General features: G+C 72.7%; 17 protein-coding genes and 1 tRNA gene. 8 read left to right on the plus strand and 10 right to left on the minus strand.

Annotated elements, in window-relative coordinates; all coding sequences use genetic code 11:
* Positions 1 to 40 precede the first annotated feature (40 nt).
* Positions 41 to 289, minus strand: coding sequence for a DUF2630 family protein (locus VHW64_RS16725; protein ID WP_329651708.1), 249 nt, complete (start codon positions 287 to 289; stop codon positions 41 to 43).
* 106 nt (positions 290 to 395) lie between these two features.
* Here VHW64_RS16725 and VHW64_RS16730 point away from each other — a divergent pair.
* The 3 genes from VHW64_RS16730 (at position 396) to VHW64_RS16740 (ending at position 4,814) form a co-directional block, all read left to right on the plus strand.
* Positions 396 to 469: transfer RNA gene (locus VHW64_RS16730), tRNA-Phe, on the plus strand.
* Positions 470 to 720: 251 nt separating this feature from the next.
* Positions 721 to 2,256, plus strand: coding sequence for a hypothetical protein (locus tag VHW64_RS16735; protein ID WP_329651709.1), 1,536 nt, complete (start codon positions 721 to 723; stop codon positions 2,254 to 2,256).
* Between the two features lie 77 nt (positions 2,257 to 2,333).
* A complete protein-coding gene (locus VHW64_RS16740; RefSeq protein WP_329651710.1) occupies positions 2,334 to 4,814 on the plus strand; it encodes an SCO7613 C-terminal domain-containing membrane protein in 2,481 nt (826 codons plus the stop codon).
* Positions 4,815 to 4,867: 53 nt separating this feature from the next.
* Here VHW64_RS16740 and VHW64_RS16745 read toward each other — a convergent pair whose 3' ends face one another.
* Both VHW64_RS16745 and VHW64_RS16750 read right to left on the minus strand, forming a co-directional pair.
* Positions 4,868 to 5,737: an LLM class flavin-dependent oxidoreductase gene (locus VHW64_RS16745; RefSeq protein WP_329651711.1), complete on the minus strand. Its 870-nt coding sequence runs from the start codon at positions 5,735 to 5,737 to the stop codon at positions 4,868 to 4,870.
* A 32-nt stretch (positions 5,738 to 5,769) separates the two neighbouring features.
* Positions 5,770 to 6,324, minus strand: coding sequence for an RNA polymerase sigma factor (locus VHW64_RS16750; RefSeq protein WP_329651712.1), 555 nt, complete (start codon positions 6,322 to 6,324; stop codon positions 5,770 to 5,772).
* A 45-nt stretch (positions 6,325 to 6,369) separates the two neighbouring features.
* Between VHW64_RS16750 and VHW64_RS16755 the strand changes: the two genes are divergently transcribed.
* Positions 6,370 to 7,332, plus strand: a complete 963-nt coding sequence (locus VHW64_RS16755; RefSeq protein WP_329651713.1) for a serine/threonine-protein kinase — start codon at positions 6,370 to 6,372, stop codon at positions 7,330 to 7,332.
* Positions 7,333 to 7,532: 200 nt separating this feature from the next.
* On the plus strand, positions 7,533 to 8,624 hold the full coding sequence (locus tag VHW64_RS16760; protein WP_329651714.1) for a Glu/Leu/Phe/Val family dehydrogenase: 1,092 nt from the start codon (positions 7,533 to 7,535) through the stop codon (positions 8,622 to 8,624).
* Between the two features lie 4 nt (positions 8,625 to 8,628).
* Here VHW64_RS16760 and VHW64_RS16765 read toward each other — a convergent pair whose 3' ends face one another.
* From VHW64_RS16765 to purF, 3 genes are all read right to left on the minus strand, one after another.
* Positions 8,629 to 8,829 carry a DUF3073 domain-containing protein gene (locus VHW64_RS16765; RefSeq protein WP_329651715.1) on the minus strand — a complete coding sequence of 67 codons (201 nt, stop codon included), beginning with the start codon at positions 8,827 to 8,829 and terminating at the stop codon, positions 8,629 to 8,631.
* Positions 8,830 to 8,984: 155 nt separating this feature from the next.
* The gene (gene purM / locus VHW64_RS16770) at positions 8,985 to 10,076 is read right to left on the minus strand and encodes a phosphoribosylformylglycinamidine cyclo-ligase (RefSeq protein ID WP_329651716.1); all 1,092 of its coding nucleotides are present in this window, start codon (positions 10,074 to 10,076) and stop codon (positions 8,985 to 8,987) included.
* 23 nt (positions 10,077 to 10,099) lie between these two features.
* The gene (gene purF, locus VHW64_RS16775; RefSeq protein ID WP_329651717.1) at positions 10,100 to 11,647 is read right to left on the minus strand and encodes an amidophosphoribosyltransferase; all 1,548 of its coding nucleotides are present in this window, start codon (positions 11,645 to 11,647) and stop codon (positions 10,100 to 10,102) included.
* A gap of 134 nt (positions 11,648 to 11,781) precedes the next feature.
* Here purF and VHW64_RS16780 point away from each other — a divergent pair, with 134 nt between their 5' ends.
* Positions 11,782 to 12,261 carry a DUF1203 domain-containing protein gene (locus VHW64_RS16780; RefSeq protein ID WP_329651718.1) on the plus strand — a complete coding sequence of 160 codons (480 nt, stop codon included), beginning with the start codon at positions 11,782 to 11,784 and terminating at the stop codon, positions 12,259 to 12,261.
* A 4-nt stretch (positions 12,262 to 12,265) separates the two neighbouring features.
* Here VHW64_RS16780 and VHW64_RS16785 read toward each other — a convergent pair whose 3' ends face one another.
* The gene (locus tag VHW64_RS16785; RefSeq protein ID WP_329651719.1) at positions 12,266 to 13,618 is read right to left on the minus strand and encodes a dipeptidase; all 1,353 of its coding nucleotides are present in this window, start codon (positions 13,616 to 13,618) and stop codon (positions 12,266 to 12,268) included.
* A 124-nt stretch (positions 13,619 to 13,742) separates the two neighbouring features.
* Between VHW64_RS16785 and rocD the strand changes: the two genes are divergently transcribed.
* Positions 13,743 to 14,957 (plus strand): ornithine--oxo-acid transaminase, encoded by a 1,215-nt coding sequence (gene rocD / locus VHW64_RS16790; RefSeq protein ID WP_329651720.1) that lies wholly within the window; start codon positions 13,743 to 13,745, stop codon positions 14,955 to 14,957.
* A gap of 163 nt (positions 14,958 to 15,120) precedes the next feature.
* Here rocD and VHW64_RS16795 read toward each other — a convergent pair whose 3' ends face one another.
* From VHW64_RS16795 to VHW64_RS16805, 3 genes are read right to left on the minus strand one after another with little or no spacing between them, the layout of a single operon-like run.
* Entirely contained in the window at positions 15,121 to 16,026 is a 906-nt protein-coding gene (locus VHW64_RS16795) for an NAD(P)-dependent oxidoreductase (protein ID WP_329651721.1), read from the minus strand.
* Positions 16,023 to 16,388, minus strand: a complete 366-nt coding sequence (locus tag VHW64_RS16800; protein ID WP_329651722.1) for a sterol carrier family protein — start codon at positions 16,386 to 16,388, stop codon at positions 16,023 to 16,025. The genes VHW64_RS16795 and VHW64_RS16800 overlap by 4 nt, the downstream gene beginning before the upstream one ends.
* 12 nt (positions 16,389 to 16,400) lie before the next feature.
* Complete coding sequence (locus tag VHW64_RS16805) at positions 16,401 to 16,976, minus strand: winged helix-turn-helix domain-containing protein (RefSeq protein WP_329651723.1); 576 nt, start codon at positions 16,974 to 16,976, stop codon at positions 16,401 to 16,403.
* 68 nt (positions 16,977 to 17,044) lie between these two features.
* Here VHW64_RS16805 and VHW64_RS16810 point away from each other — a divergent pair, with 68 nt between their 5' ends.
* On the plus strand, positions 17,045 to 18,352 hold the full coding sequence (locus VHW64_RS16810) for an MFS transporter (RefSeq protein ID WP_329651724.1): 1,308 nt from the start codon (positions 17,045 to 17,047) through the stop codon (positions 18,350 to 18,352).
* The last annotated feature ends 1 nt before the right edge of the window (position 18,353 follow it).

Here is an 18,353-nt window from a genome sequence, read left to right on the forward strand (position 1 = left end):
TGCTCCGGGCGCGCCACAGCATACGGCGAGCCGGCGTGCCTCAGCCGAGGTAGCCCTCGACGGTGCCCTCGGGGCGGGCCGCGGCCTGGCCGGGGTCGGCACCGAACTCACGCAACGCCTGGCGCTGACGCAGCAGGTCCCAGCACTGGTCGAGCTCGACCTCGACCCGGCGCAGGCGATCGTGCTCGTCATCGTTGCTGATCGCGCCGGCTGCGAGCTGCTCGCGCAGCGAACGCTCGGTGCCCACCAGCTCGCTGATCCGGTGGCGGATGTCCAGGTCGTCGGCCATGGGCCAACCGTAGCCCGCGGACGACGCTGGGGCGCCTCCCGTCGGTTTCAGGGGCGGCGAGCGCTCCGGTACTGTGTGCTCGCGCTTCGCCTCGCGGGGTGCATCCGGCCAGGTAGCTCAGTTGGTACGAGCGTCCGACTGAAAATCGGAAGGTCGGCGGTTCGACCCCGCCCCTGGCCACCGCATTGCTGCCGGACCCCTGCCACTGCTGCCCAGGTCACGGCGAAGTCAGCCGAGGTAAAGCCTTGGGTAAAGAACGTGGGAAAACCCTGCGGCCCCGCGCGGGCCCTAGCAGTCTTACCTCCCGGGGGGTCGTTCACCCCCCGCGACCCTCTGTCTCCCGAAGTCTTCGCCACGCGCGGCGAAGGGGTGAGAACAGAGCGGGGGCTGTGCGGCCAGGTTCTCGGCGACTGGCGTGGAGGACCGTCAGCATGCCCCGAAGCGGACGACGCAAGCATCGCGTGCACAGCCAGTGTCGCGCCCACGTGGCCCGACCAGGTGGACTCACCCGGCTCCGCGCCCTGCGGGCACTGCGGGCACTGCGGTCACTGGGGTCACTGGGGTCACTCGGGACACCGGTCCGTCCGGAGTCGACACGTCGCGCCCACCTGGGTACCCGCCTCACGCAGCTGACGGCTGAGCACCGGGCGGGCGCACGTCGCGCCGGCGCACGTCGGCTGGGCACCGTCGAGCGGCTGGCCGGGACGCGCCGCGCCGGACGGGCCGCTACGGCGTCACCCGCGCCGTTCAGCTCCGGCATCAAGGCCCTCGGCGCCGTGGCCGGCATGGTGACGGTCGTGCTGATCATCGCCGGGAGTGTGCTCACTCCCGGCAGCGCGGCGACCTCGGGGCTCAAGGGGCGCTGGCTGCCCATCCACCCCCGCCACGGCAAGACGGTGACCGCCACGGCCACCGTGACCGTGACCGCCAGACCGACCACCCCGACGGCCACCGTGACCACGACCAGAAGCGTCCCCGGCCCGACCCAGACCGTCACGGTCACCGTCAGCCCCTCGACCAACCCGTCCACCAGCCCCACAGCGGGCCCGACGTCGGGGACGACGGCCGGCCCCACCGAAGGGCCTACGTCCACCACCACCAGCACCCCGATCACGACCGGATCCCCCGAGCTCGGCGTCTACATGTCGGGCAACGGCGCCGGTCTGGACTCCTACACGTCGGGCTGGGCGGCGCAGCCGAACGTCGGCTCGTTCTACCTGAACTGGAACTCCAAGGTCCCGGCCCTGATGAAGACCTACGCCGGCCAGGGTCGCGAGATCCAGGCCGAGCTGTCGACCAAGATCGTCGCCGGCTCGTGGGTGACCTGGTCCGACATCGCCAAGGGCACCTACGACGACCACATCATCTCGGTGATCAAGTCTCTGGACGCCCTCAACACCTCGGTGCGGCTGGCCCTCGACGTCGAACCGGACACCAACTACACCAACGGCCAGGGTGGCGTCGCCCCCGGCCAGACCCCCGCGCAGTACGTCGCCGCGGCCAACCACGTGGCCGACCTGATCCACGCCAACTCCACCCACGTGCAGTCGATGGTCTGGCTCGCCGGCTTCCAGAGCCCTGCCATCGAGGCGTCGTTCCTGCCCGCCCACTCCAAGCTCGACAACATCGGCTGGGACCCCTACAAGACCGGCAGCCACGCCGCCAGCGAGACCCCGACGCAGCTGTTCGCGAAGTTCATCACCACGGTCCTGGTCCCCTACGGCTACGCCGACATCCCGCGCCACATCACCGAGACCGGGATCCAGACCGACGCCGCGTCGGGCGGCACGACGTTCAGCACCCAGACCCAGATCGACTTCTACCAAGACATGCCCGCCGCGATGATGGCCGACGGGATCCAGTCGGTCGTCTGGTTCCGCGCCAACTCCGGCGCCCACGACTACATCCCGACCGACTCCTCGGTGGACAAGGCGTTCGCCTCGATGACCGGCAACGTCTTGGACTGAACCTGAGTACGCGCGCTCAGCGGCGCTGAGTCGGGCGACGCTGGGAGGCGCATGCCGGCGCATGAGGCACTGGCTCCATGACGACGTACGCCGACCCCACCCGCTGCCCGGACTGCCGGGCCGCGCTCCCGCGCGACCCCCAGGCCTGCCCGGTCTGCTCGCTGCCGCTGACCGGCGAGACCGCGGTGTCGCTGTTCAGCACCTTCCAGGAGGCCGACCGTCTCGTCGGCCTCCTTCGTCTTGCCAGGCAGGTGGCGCCGGTGCCGGCGACCGCCGCCGCGGCGCCCGGGGCGAGGACCGGCTCCCATCTGAGTGGAGTCGACGCCTACCCCGCCCCGGCCCCGCGTCGGACCGGCCGCCCACCGAAGCGCCGCCTCCGAGGCGCGTCGGTGCCGAAGATCCTGCTCTCGCTCGGCGCCCTGTGCCTGCTGGTGGCAGCCGTGACCTTCCTGGCCGTGGCGTGGGCCTGGCTCGGCGTCGGTGGCCGCACCGCGGTGCTGGTCGCCCTCACCGGCACCGCACTCGGGCTCGCCACGACGTTCCACCGGCGCGGACTCCGGATGGCCGCCGAGTCACTCTCGGCGGTCGGTCTCGGCCTGCTCGCGCTGGACGTCGTCGGCGTCCGGCGCGCCGGTTGGGTGAGGCCTCTGGACGGAGCACACCTGACCCTCCTGATCGGGGCGGTCGTCGCCACCGGTGCTCTGCTCCTGCTCGCTCTCACGTCTCGCCGGCCTCTGGCGTCCCCGGCCCTGATCTCGCCCGCTGCGCTGCTGGTCGCGGGCCTGGGTGCCCAGCTCGACGTCGACCCGCTGGTCCCGCTGGTCGTGACCGTGGCCCTGCTGCTGTGCCTGGGCCGGCTCGGGACCGAGCTGCCGAGCGTGGCACTGCGGATCGCCTCGCTGGCCGCGGCCGGCCTGGGCTGGTCCGCACTCGTGCTGGCAGCCGTGGCTGTCGCCTGGTCCTGGGGAACCACCGTCACGGTCGCCCACTACGCCGGCGACCTCGCCGGCTGGCCGATGCTCGCAGCGACGGGTCTGGCAGCCGTCGCCGGCCCGGTCGTCGGTGCGCGCCGCGGCGTCAGGCTCGGGGGCTACGCCGCCGCCGGCCTGACCGGCAGCTACACCGTGCTGATGCCGGTCCTGGACAACGAGCCGACGGCCATGATGGCTGCCGTCCTGGCCGTGTCGGCGGTCTGGGTGGCGGCCCTGCTGGTGGCGTCCCCAGGCCTGCGCCCGGCGGCCGTGCTGCCGCTCGTCGGCACCCTCGTGGTCCCGCTGGCCGCTGCCGGCCGGCTCACGCGCCGGGCGGCCCACGCCGCGCTGTCGGTCGGAGCGCCGTTCAGCCAGCCCTTCGACGTGCACGTGTCGGCGGTCCACCTCTGGGTCTCGCCGCTGCTGCTGGTGCCCACCCTGGTCACCTCGGCTGCCGGTGGGCTCGCGGTCGTCACGCTGGTGCGTCCGCTCGGCCGCTCGACCTGGGCGATCGCCGTGCTCGGCGCCGCTGTGCTCGGTGGCCTGGTCACCTTGCCGTTGTACGACGTGCCGCTGGCGCTGCCGGTGGGCCTCGCGGTGGTGCTGGCGCTCGCCGCCCTGGCCATCGCCGAACGACGCCGCGGCGGCGTCGCGGACACCGCCCGGCTGGGCGCCCTGGCACTCACCGCCGGAGCCACGCTCGTCGCGCTGCCCAGCGACCGGCTGACGACCGCCGTCCTCGCGGTGTCGTGCGCGATGGCCGGCGCCCTGATGCTGCGGTCCGGCACGACCACGACCGGCGCCGTGGCGTCACTGTGCTTTCCGGCGGCGTTCGCGGGCCTGGTCTGGGCGGGCGGCAGCGCCACCGGAGTGCACCCGGACCTCCGCGCCGTGCCGGTGCTGCTGGTGCTCGGAGCCCTCGCGATCCGGCGGCCGCAGCCCGAGCTGGAGACGGCCTCGGCCCTGGCGGGGCTGCTGGCCTCGGCCGCCGCGATCGCGGCGGCCCGCGACCTCGACGTGGCGCTGGCGGTGCACCTGACCATCGCCGGCGCACTGGTGACCGCCACCTCGCTGCTGCACCCGGGCCGGCGGCTCCTGTCCTGGCCGGGGGGTCTGCTCCTCGCGGCCGCGACGTGGGTCCGGCTGTACGAGCTCGGCGTGCACGCCCCCGAGGCGTACACACTCCCCTCCGCCGCGGTCCTGGTCGCCGTCGGCTGCTGGCGGCTCCGCGACGACGACCGCTCCGCCACGCTGACCTGCCTGGCGCCCGGACTGATGCTCGCGACGGTGCCCTCGCTGCTGGCCTCGCTGCACGACCCCTACTCGCTGCGTGCGCTCCTGCTCGGCCTGGCCTGCCTGGTGCTGACCGTCGGCGGCTCGACCCTGCGGTGGAGCGCGCCCCTGGTCGTCGGCGCCGGAGTGGCTGCGCTGCTGGTCCTGCGCGAGCTCGCGCCGTACGCCGCGCAGGTGCCGAGCTGGCTGACCATCGGCGTCTCCGGGGCGCTGCTGCTGGTCGTCGGCATCACCTGGGAGCACCGGATGAACGACGTGCGCAGCGCCTCCCGGTACGTCGCCGCCCTGCGCTGACCTGCGCTGACCTGGGCCCCTCTCGGGTCGGTAGGCCGGGGTGGAGCGCGGCGTCAGGCGGACGACCCGGTGTGGGTGGGCCGGGGTGGCCCGGCGGCCAGGCGCTCCCGGACCGCTCGCATCCGGTCGGGACCGTGGTGCGGCATCTGCCAGCGGGTCTCGAGCCACCACGTCGCGCCCGCCTCGGCCCACGGCGCGACGAGCGCGGCGGCCGCCTCCGGGTCGTCGGCGGGGGTCTCCCCCTCCGACACGACGTCGTAGCCGGACGGAGCGCCGTGCTCACCCAGCCAGCCGCACATCGCGCCCATCAACGCCGGGGTCGGCTCCCCGTCGTACTGCGGCATGATGCCCTCGCACCGCAGGGCCCGGCGCATGGACCTCGGCCGCGGCCAGAGCCCGACCACCCAGATCGGGATCGGCCTCTGCACCGGCACTCCGACCTCGGCCTGGTCGGTGCCGTCGACGTCGTAGGAGTAGTGCTCACCCTGGACGTGGCGCTCGCCTCGCCACAGTGCGCGCACCAGGTCGATGCCCTCGTCCAACATCTCGGCCCGGGTGCGCAGGTCGAGCTCCTCGCCGGTGCTCGGCAGGTCGGGCGAGACGGCGCCGAGCCCGACCATCAGCACCGCCCGGCCACCGGAGATCTGGTCGAGGGTGACCACCTGGCTGGCGACCTTCCACGGACGCCGCCACGGCAGCGGCGTCAGCGCGGTGCCCAGGGTGAGCCGGGTCGTGCGGGCCGCGACCGCCGAGAGCAGGCCCCAGGCGTCGACGCCGTACGCCGCCTCCCAGACGAAGATGCCGTCCCACCCCGCCTCCTCCGCGAGCACCGCCTGCTCGAGCTGCTCGTCGGCGGTACCGCCCGGCAACACCATCGCGTAGCGCACGGACCCGTCGTACCACGGCGCACCGACAAGGAGCACCGGCCGGGCCCTGGAGGACCCAGGGGGACGGGTCACCGAGCAGCGAGGAGGGGCTGCACGATCCGGCGTGCGGCGTGGATGCGCGACTTCACCGTGCCCACCGGGATCTCGAGCAGGGCCGCGATGTCGGAGTACTCCAGCTCCTGGATGTCGCGCAGCAACAGCGGCTCGACGAGCGCGGGGTGGTCGACACCGAGGGTCTCCAGGGCCTCCAGGAAGTCGAGCCGGCTGCCGGCGATCACGCTGGTCGTGCGCGGGTCTGCCGTGGGCGGGAGCTCGTCGGTGGGCAGCTCGGCAGACCGTCGCTTGAGGCTGCGGTAGGTGGAGCGGGCGCTGTTGGAGGCCACGACATGGAGCCACGTCGTGAAGCGGCTGCGGCCCGCGAACGTGCCGATCCGGGTGGACACCAGGAGCAGCGCGTCCTGTGCGGCCTCCTCGGCGTCCTCGGGGTAGAGCAGCATCCGCCCGCAGATCCGGCGCACGCGGGGCTGGATCTCGACCAGCAGCCGGTCGAGCGCCTGACGGTCGCCGTCGGCCGCCCGCGACGCGAGCGCGTCGAGGTCGGCGCTGTCCTGCGGCTGGTCCACGTGTGCGTCTCCGAGTCGGGCGGCTGATCAGGCACACTACCGATCGTGTCCCTCCCCGCTCGACTCGGTCGCCTGACGCAGGTCGAGCGACTCGGGGTCGGCGGCTTCGCCTCGGTGTGGCTCTACCGCGACGACGAGCTCCAGTCGGACGTCGCGGTGAAGGCCCTCGCCGACAACTGGTCCCAGCGACTCGACATCCGCGAGCGGTTCCTCCAGGAGGCGCGCATCCTGCGGCGTGCGGACTCCGACTTCGTCGTCCGGGTGTACGACGTGGGCGAGGTCGACGGGACGCCGTACTTCGTGATGTCGTACGCCGACCGCGGCACCGTCGCCAACCTTCTCGAGCACGAGCAGACGGTCCCGCTGGACCGCACGGTCGCCATGGTCAGCCAGGCCGGGGCCGGGCTCTCCGTGCTCCACGCCCAGGGGTCGGTGCACCGCGACATCAAGCCGGCCAACCTGCTCCTGCGCACCGACGGGGCCGGCGCGCGGGTGATGGTGGCCGACCTCGGCGTCGCCAAGGCGCTGCTGCACGCCAGCGGGCTCACCCACGTGGTCGGCACGCCGGCGTACATGGCCCCCGAGCAGGCCACCGGTGGCGGGGTCGACGAGCGCGCGGACGTCTACGCCCTGGCCGCGGTCACCTACCAGCTGCTCACCGGCGAGGTCGCGCACTCCGGGTCGATCGCCGAGCTCGCCCGGCTCACCCCACCGGTCGCCCCCTCGCAGACGGTCGACGTGCCGGCCGCTGTGGACGACGTGGTCCTGCGCGGGCTCGCGCGCGACCGCGACGACCGCTGGCCCGATGTCGGCTCGTTCGTCGAGGCGCTCCAGGCCACCTCGCCGGGGCGGGCCCGCACGATCCTGGTGCCGGCGCCGGACCAGCCAGCCACGGCCGACCCCGACGCCGAGCCTGCCGGCTCGCGGGCGCTGCTGGTCCTGCTCTGCCTCGGCTTGTTCGCGGCCTGCTTCGCCGTCGCCCTGTTTGCCACCGAGCAGCTCCGCTGACCCCGCGGGCGTCGGCCGAGCCTCCGCACTGCCCTGCTGGTGCCCCGCACCGGAAGTTCGACGCCTGGCGATGCACGCACCCCGGAGCGCGGACTTATGCAACGCTCTTCCGGCGCGGCACACTGGAGGGAGCCACGCCACCCCTGTGGCTGCCCGGTCAGCCGCCACCCACCACCGTGGCTCGAGCGAAAGCAGAGTGCATGTCCGAGGATCCCTCCGTCGCCGTCGACGTCTTCGAGGTCGGCGGTGAGCACGAGCAGGTCGTGTTCTGCAACGACGCCGCGAGCGGCCTGCGCGCGATCGTCGCGATCCACTCCACGGCCCTGGGCCCGGCGCTCGGCGGCACCCGCTTCTACCCCTACGCCTCGACCGCGGACGCCGTCCACGACGTGCTCAACCTCTCGCGCGCGATGTCCTACAAGAACGCCCTGGCCGGGCTCGACCTCGGAGGCGGCAAGGCCGTCATCGTCGGTGACCCGGCCCGCGACAAGACCGAGTCGCTGCTGCGTGCCTACGGCCGCTTCGTGCAGGCGCTGAACGGCCGCTACCTCACCGCCTGCGACGTGGGCACCTACTCCGAGGACATGGACCTCATCGCGCGCGAGTGCGACTTCGTCACCGGGCGCACGACCGCCCACGGCGGGGCCGGCGACTCGTCGGTCCTCACGGCGTACGGCGTGTTCCAGGGCATGCGCGCGAGCGCGGAGGCGGCGTGGGGACAGCCAACGCTCTCGGGCCGCACGGTCGGCGTCGAGGGCGTCGGCAAGGTCGGACACCACCTGGTCCGGCACCTGGTGGACGACGGCGCACGAGTGGTCGTCACCGACGTGAACCCGGCCGCGGCCGACGCGATGGTCCGCGAGTACGGCGCCACGGCCGTCGCCGACTCGGCCGCGCTGGTGCGGGCCGACATCGACGTCTTCGCGCCCTGCGCCATGGGCGGGGCGCTGACCGACGAGGTCGTCGAGACCCTCACCGCCACGATCGTGTGCGGTGCGGCCAACAACCAGCTCGCCCACCCGGGCATCGAGAAGGCCCTGGCCGACCGCGGCGTGCTCTACGCCCCCGACTTCTGCGTCAACTCCGGCGGGGTGATCCAGGTCGCCGACGAGCTCGAGGGCTTCAGCTTCGAGCGCGCCGAGCAGCGGGCGGGCGGCATCTTCGAGACCACCAAGGCGGTGCTCGCCCTGGCCGAGTCGGACGCGGTCACGCCAGCCGAGGCGGCGGACCTGCTCGCCGAGCGTCGGATGCGCGACGTCGGCCGGCTCCGCGGCCTCTACCTACGCGGCTGAGAGGTCACTCGCGCGGCTGCTCGGCGGAATCGGACCACTCGTCGGCATCGTCCGAGGCGTCGTCGGCCCCGGAGTCGCCGTGAGTGTCGCTGTCGCTGTCGCCGTGCAGCTCGCGTGCCAGCGCCCCGAAGTCCGTCTCGTGGGTGCGGTACTTCAGGTCGCGGGCGACCTTCGTCTGCTTGGCCTTCGCTCGGCCGCGCCCCATAGGGTCGACCCCCTCGCACGCTGGGCCGGGGCCTCGGGAGGACTCACCGAGACACACCGGTCTGATCGGTCTTCTGTCGTGGTGCCAACGCTACCCAATAGGTGGGTGTTCCCGCACATCTCCTGGCTCAAAACGCCGAAAGACCTGCTGGGCTGCTACCAGCCCGGATGCTGCCCGGTCATGACTACCGCGCCGCCGTGCTCGGGGTCAAGGCTCACGTCACCTGCGGGCCAGGCCGCGACGCCGAAGCCGGCGAGGGCCTGCACGGCGCGGTCGACGTCGTCGGCGGGCAGCAGCGCGACCATGCCGACGCCACAGTTCAGGGTCGCCTCCAGGTCGCCCTGGGTGAGCTGCCCGACGCCGCGCACGACGTCGAAGACGGGTCCGGGCCGCCAGGTGCCGCGGTCGACGGTGACCGCGACCTCCTCGGGCAGCACCCGGGCGAGGTTGGCCGCGAGCCCGCCACCGGTCACGTGCGCCATCGCGTGCACGTCGGTCGCGGTCGCCAGGGCCAGACAGGCCTTGGCGTAGATCCGCGTCGGCTCCAGCAGCTCCTCGCCCAGCGAGCGGCCGAGCTCGGGGACGTGGCGGTCGAGGGCCCAGCCGGCCTGCTCGAGCAGCACGTGGCGCACCAGGGAGTAGCCGTTGGAGTGCAGGCCGCTCGACGCCATCGCCAGGACGACGTCTCCGGGCCTCACCCGGCCGGGGCCGAGCAGCGAGGCGGCCTCGACCACGCCGGTGGCGGCGCCCGCCACGTCGTACGCGTCGGGCTCCATGAGTCCGGGGTGCTCGGCGGTCTCGCCGCCGACCAGCGCACACCCTGCTTCGACACAGGCCTCGGCGATCCCCTTGACCACGGCCGCGATCCGCTCGGGGACCAGGCGCCCGCAGGCGATGTAGTCGGTCATGAACAGCGGCTCGGCGCCGCAGACGACCAGGTCGTCGACGACCATGCCGACCAGGTCGAAGCCGATGGTGTCGTGGATGTCCATGGCCTGGGCGATGGCCACCTTGGTGCCGGCCCCGTCGGTCGACGTCGCCAGGATCGGCCGGCGGTAGCGGGTCAGGGCCGAGGCGTCGAACAGGCCCGCGAAGCCGCCGAGCGACCCGATCACCTCGGGACGACCGGTCTTCTCGACCCAGGCCCGCATCAGGTCGACGGCCGTGTCCGCCGCCTCGATGTCGACGCCCGCCGCGGCGTACGCCGAGGGGCCGGGCGTCCCCGACGTGGTGGTGGGCTCGGTCACGGGCTTCCTCGGCGTCCTTCGGCTCAGGGGTTGTTGAGAACCGGCAGGGCCGGGCCCGCCGGCGAGCTCAGGCTGACCTCCAGCTGGTGCTTGCCGAGGAGGCTCTCGTCGGGCAGCGGCACGGGGTACTCACCGGTGAAGCACGCCAGGCAGAGGCTGGACGACGCCTGTCCCGTGGCCTCGACCATGCCCGCGAGCGAGATGTAGCCCAGCGAGTCGGCGCCGACGCTCGAGGCGATCTCCTCGACGTCGAGGCCGTTGGCGATCAGCTCGGCGCGGGTGGCGAAGTCGATGCCGTAGAAGCACGGCCACGAGATCGGCGGGCTGCTGATCCGGACGTGTATCTCGGCCGCGCCGGCCTCGCGCAGCATCCTGATCTGGGCGCGCTGGGTGTTGCCGCGCACGATCGAGTCGTCGACGACCACCAGGCGCCGCCCGCGCACCATGTGCTCCAGGGCGTTGAGCTTGAGCCGGATGCCGAGCTGACGCAGCGTCTGGCTGGGCTGGATGAACGTGCGCCCGACGTAGGCGTTCTTGACGAAGCCCTGGCCGAACGGGATGCCCGACTCCTCGGCGTACCCGGCCGCCGCCGGGGTGCCGGACTCGGGCACCGGCATCACGAGGTCGGCCTCGACGGGGTGCTCACGCGCCAGCTGGCGACCCATCTCGACCCGCGCCTGGTGGACGCTGCGGCCGGCGATCGTGGCGTCGGGACGGGCGAGGTAGACGTACTCGAAGACGCATCCCTTCGGTGCCGGCGGCGCGAAGGTGTGGGAGCGCAGGCCGTTCTCGTCGATGACGAGGAGCTCGCCGGGCTCCACCTCGCGCACCACGCTCGCCCCGACGGTGACCAGCGCGGCGTCCTCGCTGGCCACGACCCAACCGCGGTCGAGACGGCCCAGGACCAGGGGCCGGATGCCCTGCGGGTCGCGCGCGGCGTACAACGTCTGCTCGTTCATCCAGACGAACGAGAACGCCCCGCGCAGCAACGGCAGCACCTCCAGCGCGCGCTGCTCGAGGCTGGTGTCGGGGTGGTGGGCCAGCAGGGCCGTGACCAGCGCGGTGTCGCTGGTCGAGGTCTCGACGCCGCGACCGTGCAGCTCGAGCTCGCCGGCGGGACCGGGCAGGGCGGCCACCATCTCGCGCAGCTCGTGGGCGTTGATGAGGTTCCCGTTGTGGCCCAGCGCGATCGAGCCGTCGTCGGTCGGCCGGAACGTCGGCTGGGCGTTCTGCCAGGTGCTGGCGCCGGTGGTGGAGTAGCGCGAGTGGCCGATCGCGAGGTGGCCCTTGAGCGACTCCAGGGTGGAGTCGTCGAAGACCTGGGAGACCAGGCCCATGTCCTTGTAGACCAGGATCTGGCGGCCGTTGCTCACCGCGATCCCGGCCGACTCCTGGCCGCGGTGCTGGAGCGCGTAGAGCCCGAAGTAGGCGAGCTTGGAGACCTCCTCGCCCGGAGCCCACACCCCGAACACACCACAGGCGTCCTGCGGGCCCTGGTCCTGGGGGTCGAGCGCCGCGGTGAGTCGACCGTCACCGCCGCGCCGTGCCGGACGGCCGCTGGAGGGGGTCACGGTCGGAGTCTAGGTGAGGCCTGGCTGGCTCCTCACATCCCCGCGCCGCGTCGTACCGACTCCGGACGACGACGTCCGGTCGTCGTGTCCGATTTCCGCCGGAAAGGCGTCGCGGAGCGGGCCAGCATTGACGCATGACCACCCAGAGCAGGCACACCCTGACCGTGCACGCGATCGACCCCGCCCGGCTCGACGCCGTCCGCAGGGTCCGTGAGGACGGCTGGGGCAACGCCCTGACGCCCTTCGCGGCCGCCGGCGAGGGCGAGCCCCTGCGGTGCTGCCTGCGCTACGCCGGGCCCGGGGAGACGATCGCGCTGATCTCCTACGCGCCGTTCACCGCCACGTCGGTCTGGCGCGAGGTCGGGCCGGTCTACGTCCACGCGGAGCGGTGCCCGGGCTACGCCGGCAGCGGACTGCCCGAGGAGCTGCGCCGGGGGCCGCGGGTGCTGCGGACCTACCGCGTCGACGGGACGATGGACTACGCGCACAACACGCTGACGGGGGACGAGGACCTCGAACCGGTCCTCGACCGGCTGCTCGACGTGCCCGGCGTCGCCATCGCGCACGTGCGCACGGCGCTACCCCAGTGCTTCCTGTACGCCGTGACTCGCTGACTCGCTACAGCTCGCCGAGCTTGGCCAGCAGCAGGGCCTCGGCGTGCACGACCCGCTCGAACTCCGCGAGGTGGAGCCCCTCGTTGGCGCCGTGCGCGCGGGTGTCGGGATCCTCGACGCCGGTGACCAGCACGCTCGCGTCCGGGAAGGCGCCGAGGAACTCCGCGATGAACGGGATGGAGCCGCCGACGCCCATGTCGATCGGCTCGGTGCCGTCCCAGGCCTCGGCGAACGCCGCCCGCGCCGCGTCGTACGCCGGACCGGTGGCGTCGATCCGGGTGGCCTCGCCGGTGTCGACGGGCGTGATGGTGAGCTCGGCGCCCCAGGGCACGTGCGCCTCGAGGTGGCGCATCAGCGCAGCCTGCGCGCCGGCCGCCGTGTCGCCAGGCGCGATCCGGAGGCTGAAGCGGGCGGTGGCGGCCGGGACCAACGTGTTGCTGGAGCCCTCCGCCTTGGGGGCGGTGATCCCGGTGATCGACAGCGCGGGCTTGGTCCAGAGCCGCTCGACCGTCGACCCCGAGCCGATCCAGTGGAGCCCGGGCACGGCCCCGGACTCGACGCGCAGCCGCGCCTCGGGGTAGTCGACGTCGGCCGCCGGGCCGGCGTGGAGACCCTCGACCACGACGCTCCCCTCGTCGTCGTGGCACGAGGCGATCAGGCGCGAGAGCGTCATCAGCGCGTCGGGGACCAGGCCTCCCCACATGCCCGAGTGCACGGCATGGGTCAGCGAGCGGACCGTCACGTCCAGGCGCACCAGGCCGCGCAGGCTGGTGGTCAGGGCCGGGGTGCCGATGTCCCAGTTGCCACTGTCGGCGATCACGATCACGTCGGACCGGAGCTCGTCGAGATGCTTGTCCAGCAGGGCCGGCAGGCTCTCGGAGCCCATCTCCTCCTCGCCCTCGATGAACATCACGACGTGGACCGGGAGGTCGTCGCCGTGGATGCGCAGCGCCGCCAGGTGGGCGGCGATGCCGGCCTTGTCGTCGGCGGCGCCGCGACCGTAGAGCCGTACGCCGTTGGCCGACTCGCGCTCCGTCGGCTCGAAGGGCGGGGAGTCCCAGTCGGCGTGGTCGTTCTCCGGCTGGACGTCGTGGTGGGCGTAGAGCAGCACGGTCGGCGCGGCCTCGCGCGCGATCCTCCTCGTGGCGATGACGGCCGGTCCGCCGTCGCCGATCGCACTGATCCGGGCGTCGAAGCCCTCGGCCGCGAAGAGCTCGCGCACGGCCTCGGCGCTGCGTCGTACCTCATCTGCCCGCTCGGGATCGGCACTGACCGACTCGATCCGGACCAGGGCCTCGAGGTCGCGCCGTACGCCGGGCAGGACGTCGCGCACCCGCGCGCGCAGGTCGTCAGTCATGGCTGGGAACCTACCCGGCGGCGACGCGCCAAGAATTGTCAGACAATCATTTGGAGAAGCGGGTCCTCGTGCGCGACCATGGGAGCACGTCCCACGACCCGATCACCTCCGCGAAGGCACGCCCATGACCGACCTGACCCCCGGCACCGCCCACCACGTCGAGCTCACCGAGACGTACGCCGCGCACAACTACCACCCGCTGCCGGTCGTGCTGGCCTCCGGCGAGGGCGCCTGGGTGAGCGACGTCGACGGCCGCAGGTACCTCGACTGCCTCGCGGGCTACTCCGCGCTCAACTTCGGCCACGCGCACCCGCGCCTCGTCGAGGTCGCCCGCCGCCAGCTCGGCACCCTCACGCTGACCAGCCGCGCGTTCTACAACGACCAGCTCGGCCCGTTCTCTCAGGCCCTCGCCGGGCTGACCGGCAAGGAGATGATCCTGCCGATGAACTCCGGCGCGGAGGCCGTCGAGACCGCCATCAAGATCAGCCGCAAGTGGGGGTACCAGGTCAAGGGCGTGCCCGAGAGCCGGGCGACGATCGTGGCGATGGAGGGCAACTTCCACGGACGAACCACGACCATCGTGTCGTTCTCCACCGACCCCGACGCCACCGTCGGCTACGCGCCGTACACCCCGGGCTTCCGGCTGGTGCCCTACGGCGACATCGAGGCGCTTCGTGCGGCGGTCGACGACACGACCGTCGCGGTGCTGCTGGAGCCGGTGCAGGGCGAGGCCGGTGTGGTGATCCCGCAGGAGGGCTTCCTCCAGGACGTCCGCACGCTGTGCCGCGACCAGAACGTCTTGATGATGGCCGACGAGATCCAGTCGGGCCTGGCCCGCACGGGCCGCACCTTCGCCTGTGACCACGAGGGCGTCGTCCCTGACATGTACATCCTCGGCAAGGCGCTCGGGGGCGGCATCTACCCCGTCTCCGCCGTCGCCGCCAACCGCGACGTCCTCGGCGTCATCACTCCCGGCACCCACGGCTCGACGTTCGGCGGCAACCCGCTGGCGGCCGCGATCGGGCGCGAGGTCGTCGCGATGCTCGAGACCGGCGAGTTCCAGGAGCGCGCCGCGAAGCTCGGCGACCAGCTCAACGACGGCCTCGCGGGCCTGGTCGGACACGGCATCGACGCCGTCCGCTCGCGCGGCCTGTGGGCCGGCATCGACATCGCCCCCGACAAGATGACCGGCCGGGAGTTCACCGAGGCCCTCCTGGGCCAGGGGATCCTGGCCAAGGAGGCCCACGGGCAGACCGTGCGCCTGGCGCCGCCGATCGTCGCCAGCGAGTCCGACATCGACCTGCTCGTCACCTCCTTCAAGGACGTCATCACCGCGTAGCCGCGCCAACCTGCCTGTCGCTGACCCGTCGCAAAGGTGCACCCGAAACACACCGACCCGTCACAAAAGCACAGCAACGCCGAGTCGTCATATGACGACTCGGCGTGATTTTGCTGTGCTTTTGTGACGGGTCGGTGTGTTTCGGGTGCACCTTTGCGACGGGTCAGCGGGTAACTACGTTGCGGAGGGGGCGGTCGTCGCGGAGGCGTTCGAGCTGGTCGCGGAGCAGGGCCGCCATCCGGGGCAGCATCGCGGTGGTGCCACCGGCGATGTGCGGCGTGATCAGGACTCCGGGAGCGGCCCAGAGCCGATGGCCGTCGGGCAGCGGCTCGGGGTCGGTGACGTCGAGGGCGAACCGCAGCCGGCCGGCCTCGGCGAGCACCGCGTCGGTGTCGAGGAGCGGGCCGCGACCGACGTTGACGACGAGGGTCTCGTCGCGCAGGCGCGCCAGGAACGTCGCGTCCACGAAGTACCGCGTCGACTCCGTGAGCGGCAGCACGACGACCACGACGTGCTGAGCGGCCCAGTCGATCTCGCCCGGGGTGACCACGCGACCGACGACGGGGTCGTCGCGCCCGGTGGTCGCCACCCCGGTCACCTGCGCCCGGCAGGCCAGCATCCGCTCCGCGATCGCCCGGCCGATCGAACCGTAGCCCAAGATCGCGACCAGGCTGTCGGCCAGGCTCCGGCGCTCGACCTCCTGTCGCCACTGCCCGTTCTCACGCACCGCATCGTCGATGCCGCGCAGCGAGGCGATGGTCAGGCCGAGCGCGAGCTCCGCCGTCGCGTCGTCGTGGACCCCACGAGCGCTCAGCAGGTCGAGCCCGGCCGGGACCAGGTCGGCGAGGCCGTCGTACCCCGCGGTCTGGAGCTGGACGGCGCGCAGCCGCGGCAGGCGCGCCAGCATCCGAGCGGTACGGCGTGCCCGCAGGTAGTCGGGGACGACCAGCTCCACCTCGTCGTGGCGTGGCGGCAGGTCGTCGCCCTCGGGCCACACGACGACCTCGACCCCTGGCACCGGGCCGAGCGCCTCGGCGAGCTTGTGGTCCTGAACGGCGACGACGGTCATGGTTCCCCCTCCGGGAGCAGCGGCAGCAGGGTGGACAGATCGGCTCGCTCGCCGCTCGCGCGCACCAGTCCCTCACGCTCGGCGTCGACCCAGCCCAGCGCCCCGGTGGCGAGCGAGATCCAGGTCTCGGCGTCCAGCTCGACGACGGCCGGCGGCGTCCCTCGCGTGTGACGGACGCCGGCGACCGCCTGCACCGCGGCGTAGGGAGGCACGCGAACCTCCACGGAGGCACCGGGCGCGCGCTCGGCCAGCACGGCCAGGAAGTGCTTGACCAGGAGCCGCACCTGCTCCGGTGCCGCCGGCGAGGCCGCGAGGGCCGCGCGCACCTCGGCTTCCGGCGCGGGACGGAGACGTGCGGGCACGACCCCATCGAATCACCTGTCCTTCCCCTCCTCGGGATAGGGCTGGAGCATCGCGTAGAAGACGTAGGTCTTCCGGTCCCGTGAGCGCCCGCGGGTCTTGTCCGCCCAGGTCTTCATGACCGCGTCGATCTCGCCCATGAACTCGGCCGCCTCGTCCTTGCTGAGTCGCATCGCCTGGTCGACGATCGCGCTGAAGCTGTCCTTCCGCTTCTTGAAGGACCACACCTCGTCGACGAGCCGATGTGCCCAGGCCGCCTTGGTGCGCTTGAAGACGGTCATCGCCGCCTTGCCCCCCGGCTGCGACAGGATCGTCTCTCCGTCGATCCGGAAGCCACGCTCGTCGGGGAGCTTGTACACCCGGTCGCGCCTGTCGCGAGCGGACTCCGGGGCGGGCACGATCACGCCGTACTTCGCCAGCTGGCGCAGGTGGAAGCTCGCTTGGTTCGCCGGGATGCCCAGGGCCTCGCCCACGTCCGCAGCCCGCATCGGGCCGGTCGCGTCGAGCTCGTCGAGGATCCGGCCTCTGGTGGGGTGGGCGATCGCGCGCAGCACGCGGGGGTCGGCCATCGAGGGCGGGTCGTAGGCCATGGGTCCATGGTAGCAAGATCCGCACGGAACCTTGCGCAACACTTGTTGCGCACCATATGGTGCGAGATGTGACCGGCTACCGACAGCTCGCCCGCAACCGTGACTTCACGATCCTGTGGGTCGGCGAGACGATCAGCGAGCTCGGCTCGACGATGGCCCTGTTCGTCTTCCCGCTCCTGGGCTACCGGCTCACCCACTCCACCCTGGACGCCGCGTTCCTCGCGACCGCCGACATGCTCGGCATGGCCGTGATGACGCTTCCGGCCGGGGTGCTCGCCGACCGCTACGACCGCAAGAGGCTGATGGTGTGCTCGAGCGCGGCCGGCGCGGCGCTCTACGCGAGCCTCGTGGTCGCCGGCGTCCTGGGCTCCCTGACGATGCCCCACCTGTTCCTGGTCGCTCTCGGCTCCGGCGTCGCCGCCGGCATCTTCCAGCCGGCGCAGATGGCCGCCATCCGCACGGTCGTCGCGACCGAGGACCTGCCCACCGCCTTCAGTCAGAACCAGGCCCGCATGCATGTCGCCTCCCTGCTCGGGGGACCGCTCGGCGGCGTGCTGTACGTCGTGCGCGTGTGGGTGCCCTTCGCCGTGGACGCCGCTTCCTTCCTGGTCTCATGCCTGACGGTGAGCCGGATCCGCACCGACCTGCGCCCGCACCCCCGGGAGGGTGCGCCGACCCGCCCGCTCCAGCAGGTCAAGGAGGGCTTCCGCTTCGTGGGGAAGCAGCCGTTCTTCCGGACCCTGCTGGTGTTCTCGGGCACGAGCAACCTGCTGGTCAACGCCTGCTTCATCGTGGTCAGCCTCCGGCTCATCCGCGACCACTACGCGCCCGCCCAGATCGGCCTGGTCTCGACGTTCGCGGGCCTCGGCGGCATCCTCGGCGCCCTCGCCGCGCCGTACGTCATCGAGCGCCTGCGCACCGGCACCCTGACCGTGGCCGTCGCCTGGATGTGCGTGCTGCCGCTGGTGCCGCTGATCTGGTGGGCGACCCCCCTGGGTGCCTGCGTCTCGGTGTTCTTCCTGCTGGTGCTGAACCCCGCGGGGAACGCCGGCATCGGCTCCTACCGCGCCGCCGTCACGCCCGACGAGCTCCAGGGCCGGGTCGGCTCGGCGATGATGTTCGTCTCGATGGGGGTGATGCCGTTCGCCCCGATCCTCGGCGGCTTCGCGCTGGCCCGCCTCGGCGGCAGCGGTGCGGTCGCCCTGCTGGTGGCCGGCTCGGCGCTCGGCGCCCTGGTCCCGACCCTGAGCCGGAGCATCCGCTCGGTCCCGCGCCCGGCCGACTGGCCGCGCCTGGACCGCTCGGTGGCGGGGCCGGCCCCGATCGAGCAGACTCCCGACGAGACGGCAAGGCGATCGGAGCCCACCTGCGCGTGAC

The organism is Nocardioides sp., assembly GCF_036267815.1.
In the GTDB taxonomy this organism is placed as follows: Bacteria; Actinomycetota; Actinomycetes; order Propionibacteriales; family Nocardioidaceae; genus Nocardioides.

Coding starts and splice junctions, on each gene's coding strand:
- VHW64_RS16765 (WP_329651715.1), bottom strand. CDS start 8,829: ATGGGGCGCGGCCGAGCGAAGGCCAAGCAGACGAAGGTCGCCCGCGAC.
- rocD (WP_329651720.1), top strand. CDS start 13,743: ATGACCGACCTGACCCCCGGCACCGCCCACCACGTCGAGCTCACCGAG.
- VHW64_RS16760 (WP_329651714.1), top strand. CDS start 7,533: ATGTCCGAGGATCCCTCCGTCGCCGTCGACGTCTTCGAGGTCGGCGGT.
- VHW64_RS16780 (WP_329651718.1), top strand. CDS start 11,782: ATGACCACCCAGAGCAGGCACACCCTGACCGTGCACGCGATCGACCCC.
- VHW64_RS16795 (WP_329651721.1), bottom strand. CDS start 16,026: ATGACCGTCGTCGCCGTTCAGGACCACAAGCTCGCCGAGGCGCTCGGC.
- VHW64_RS16725 (WP_329651708.1), bottom strand. CDS start 289: ATGGCCGACGACCTGGACATCCGCCACCGGATCAGCGAGCTGGTGGGC.
- VHW64_RS16740 (WP_329651710.1), top strand. CDS start 2,334: ATGACGACGTACGCCGACCCCACCCGCTGCCCGGACTGCCGGGCCGCG.
- VHW64_RS16805 (WP_329651723.1), bottom strand. CDS start 16,976: ATGGCCTACGACCCGCCCTCGATGGCCGACCCCCGCGTGCTGCGCGCG.
- VHW64_RS16735 (WP_329651709.1), top strand. CDS start 721: ATGCCCCGAAGCGGACGACGCAAGCATCGCGTGCACAGCCAGTGTCGC.
- VHW64_RS16785 (WP_329651719.1), bottom strand. CDS start 13,618: ATGACTGACGACCTGCGCGCGCGGGTGCGCGACGTCCTGCCCGGCGTA.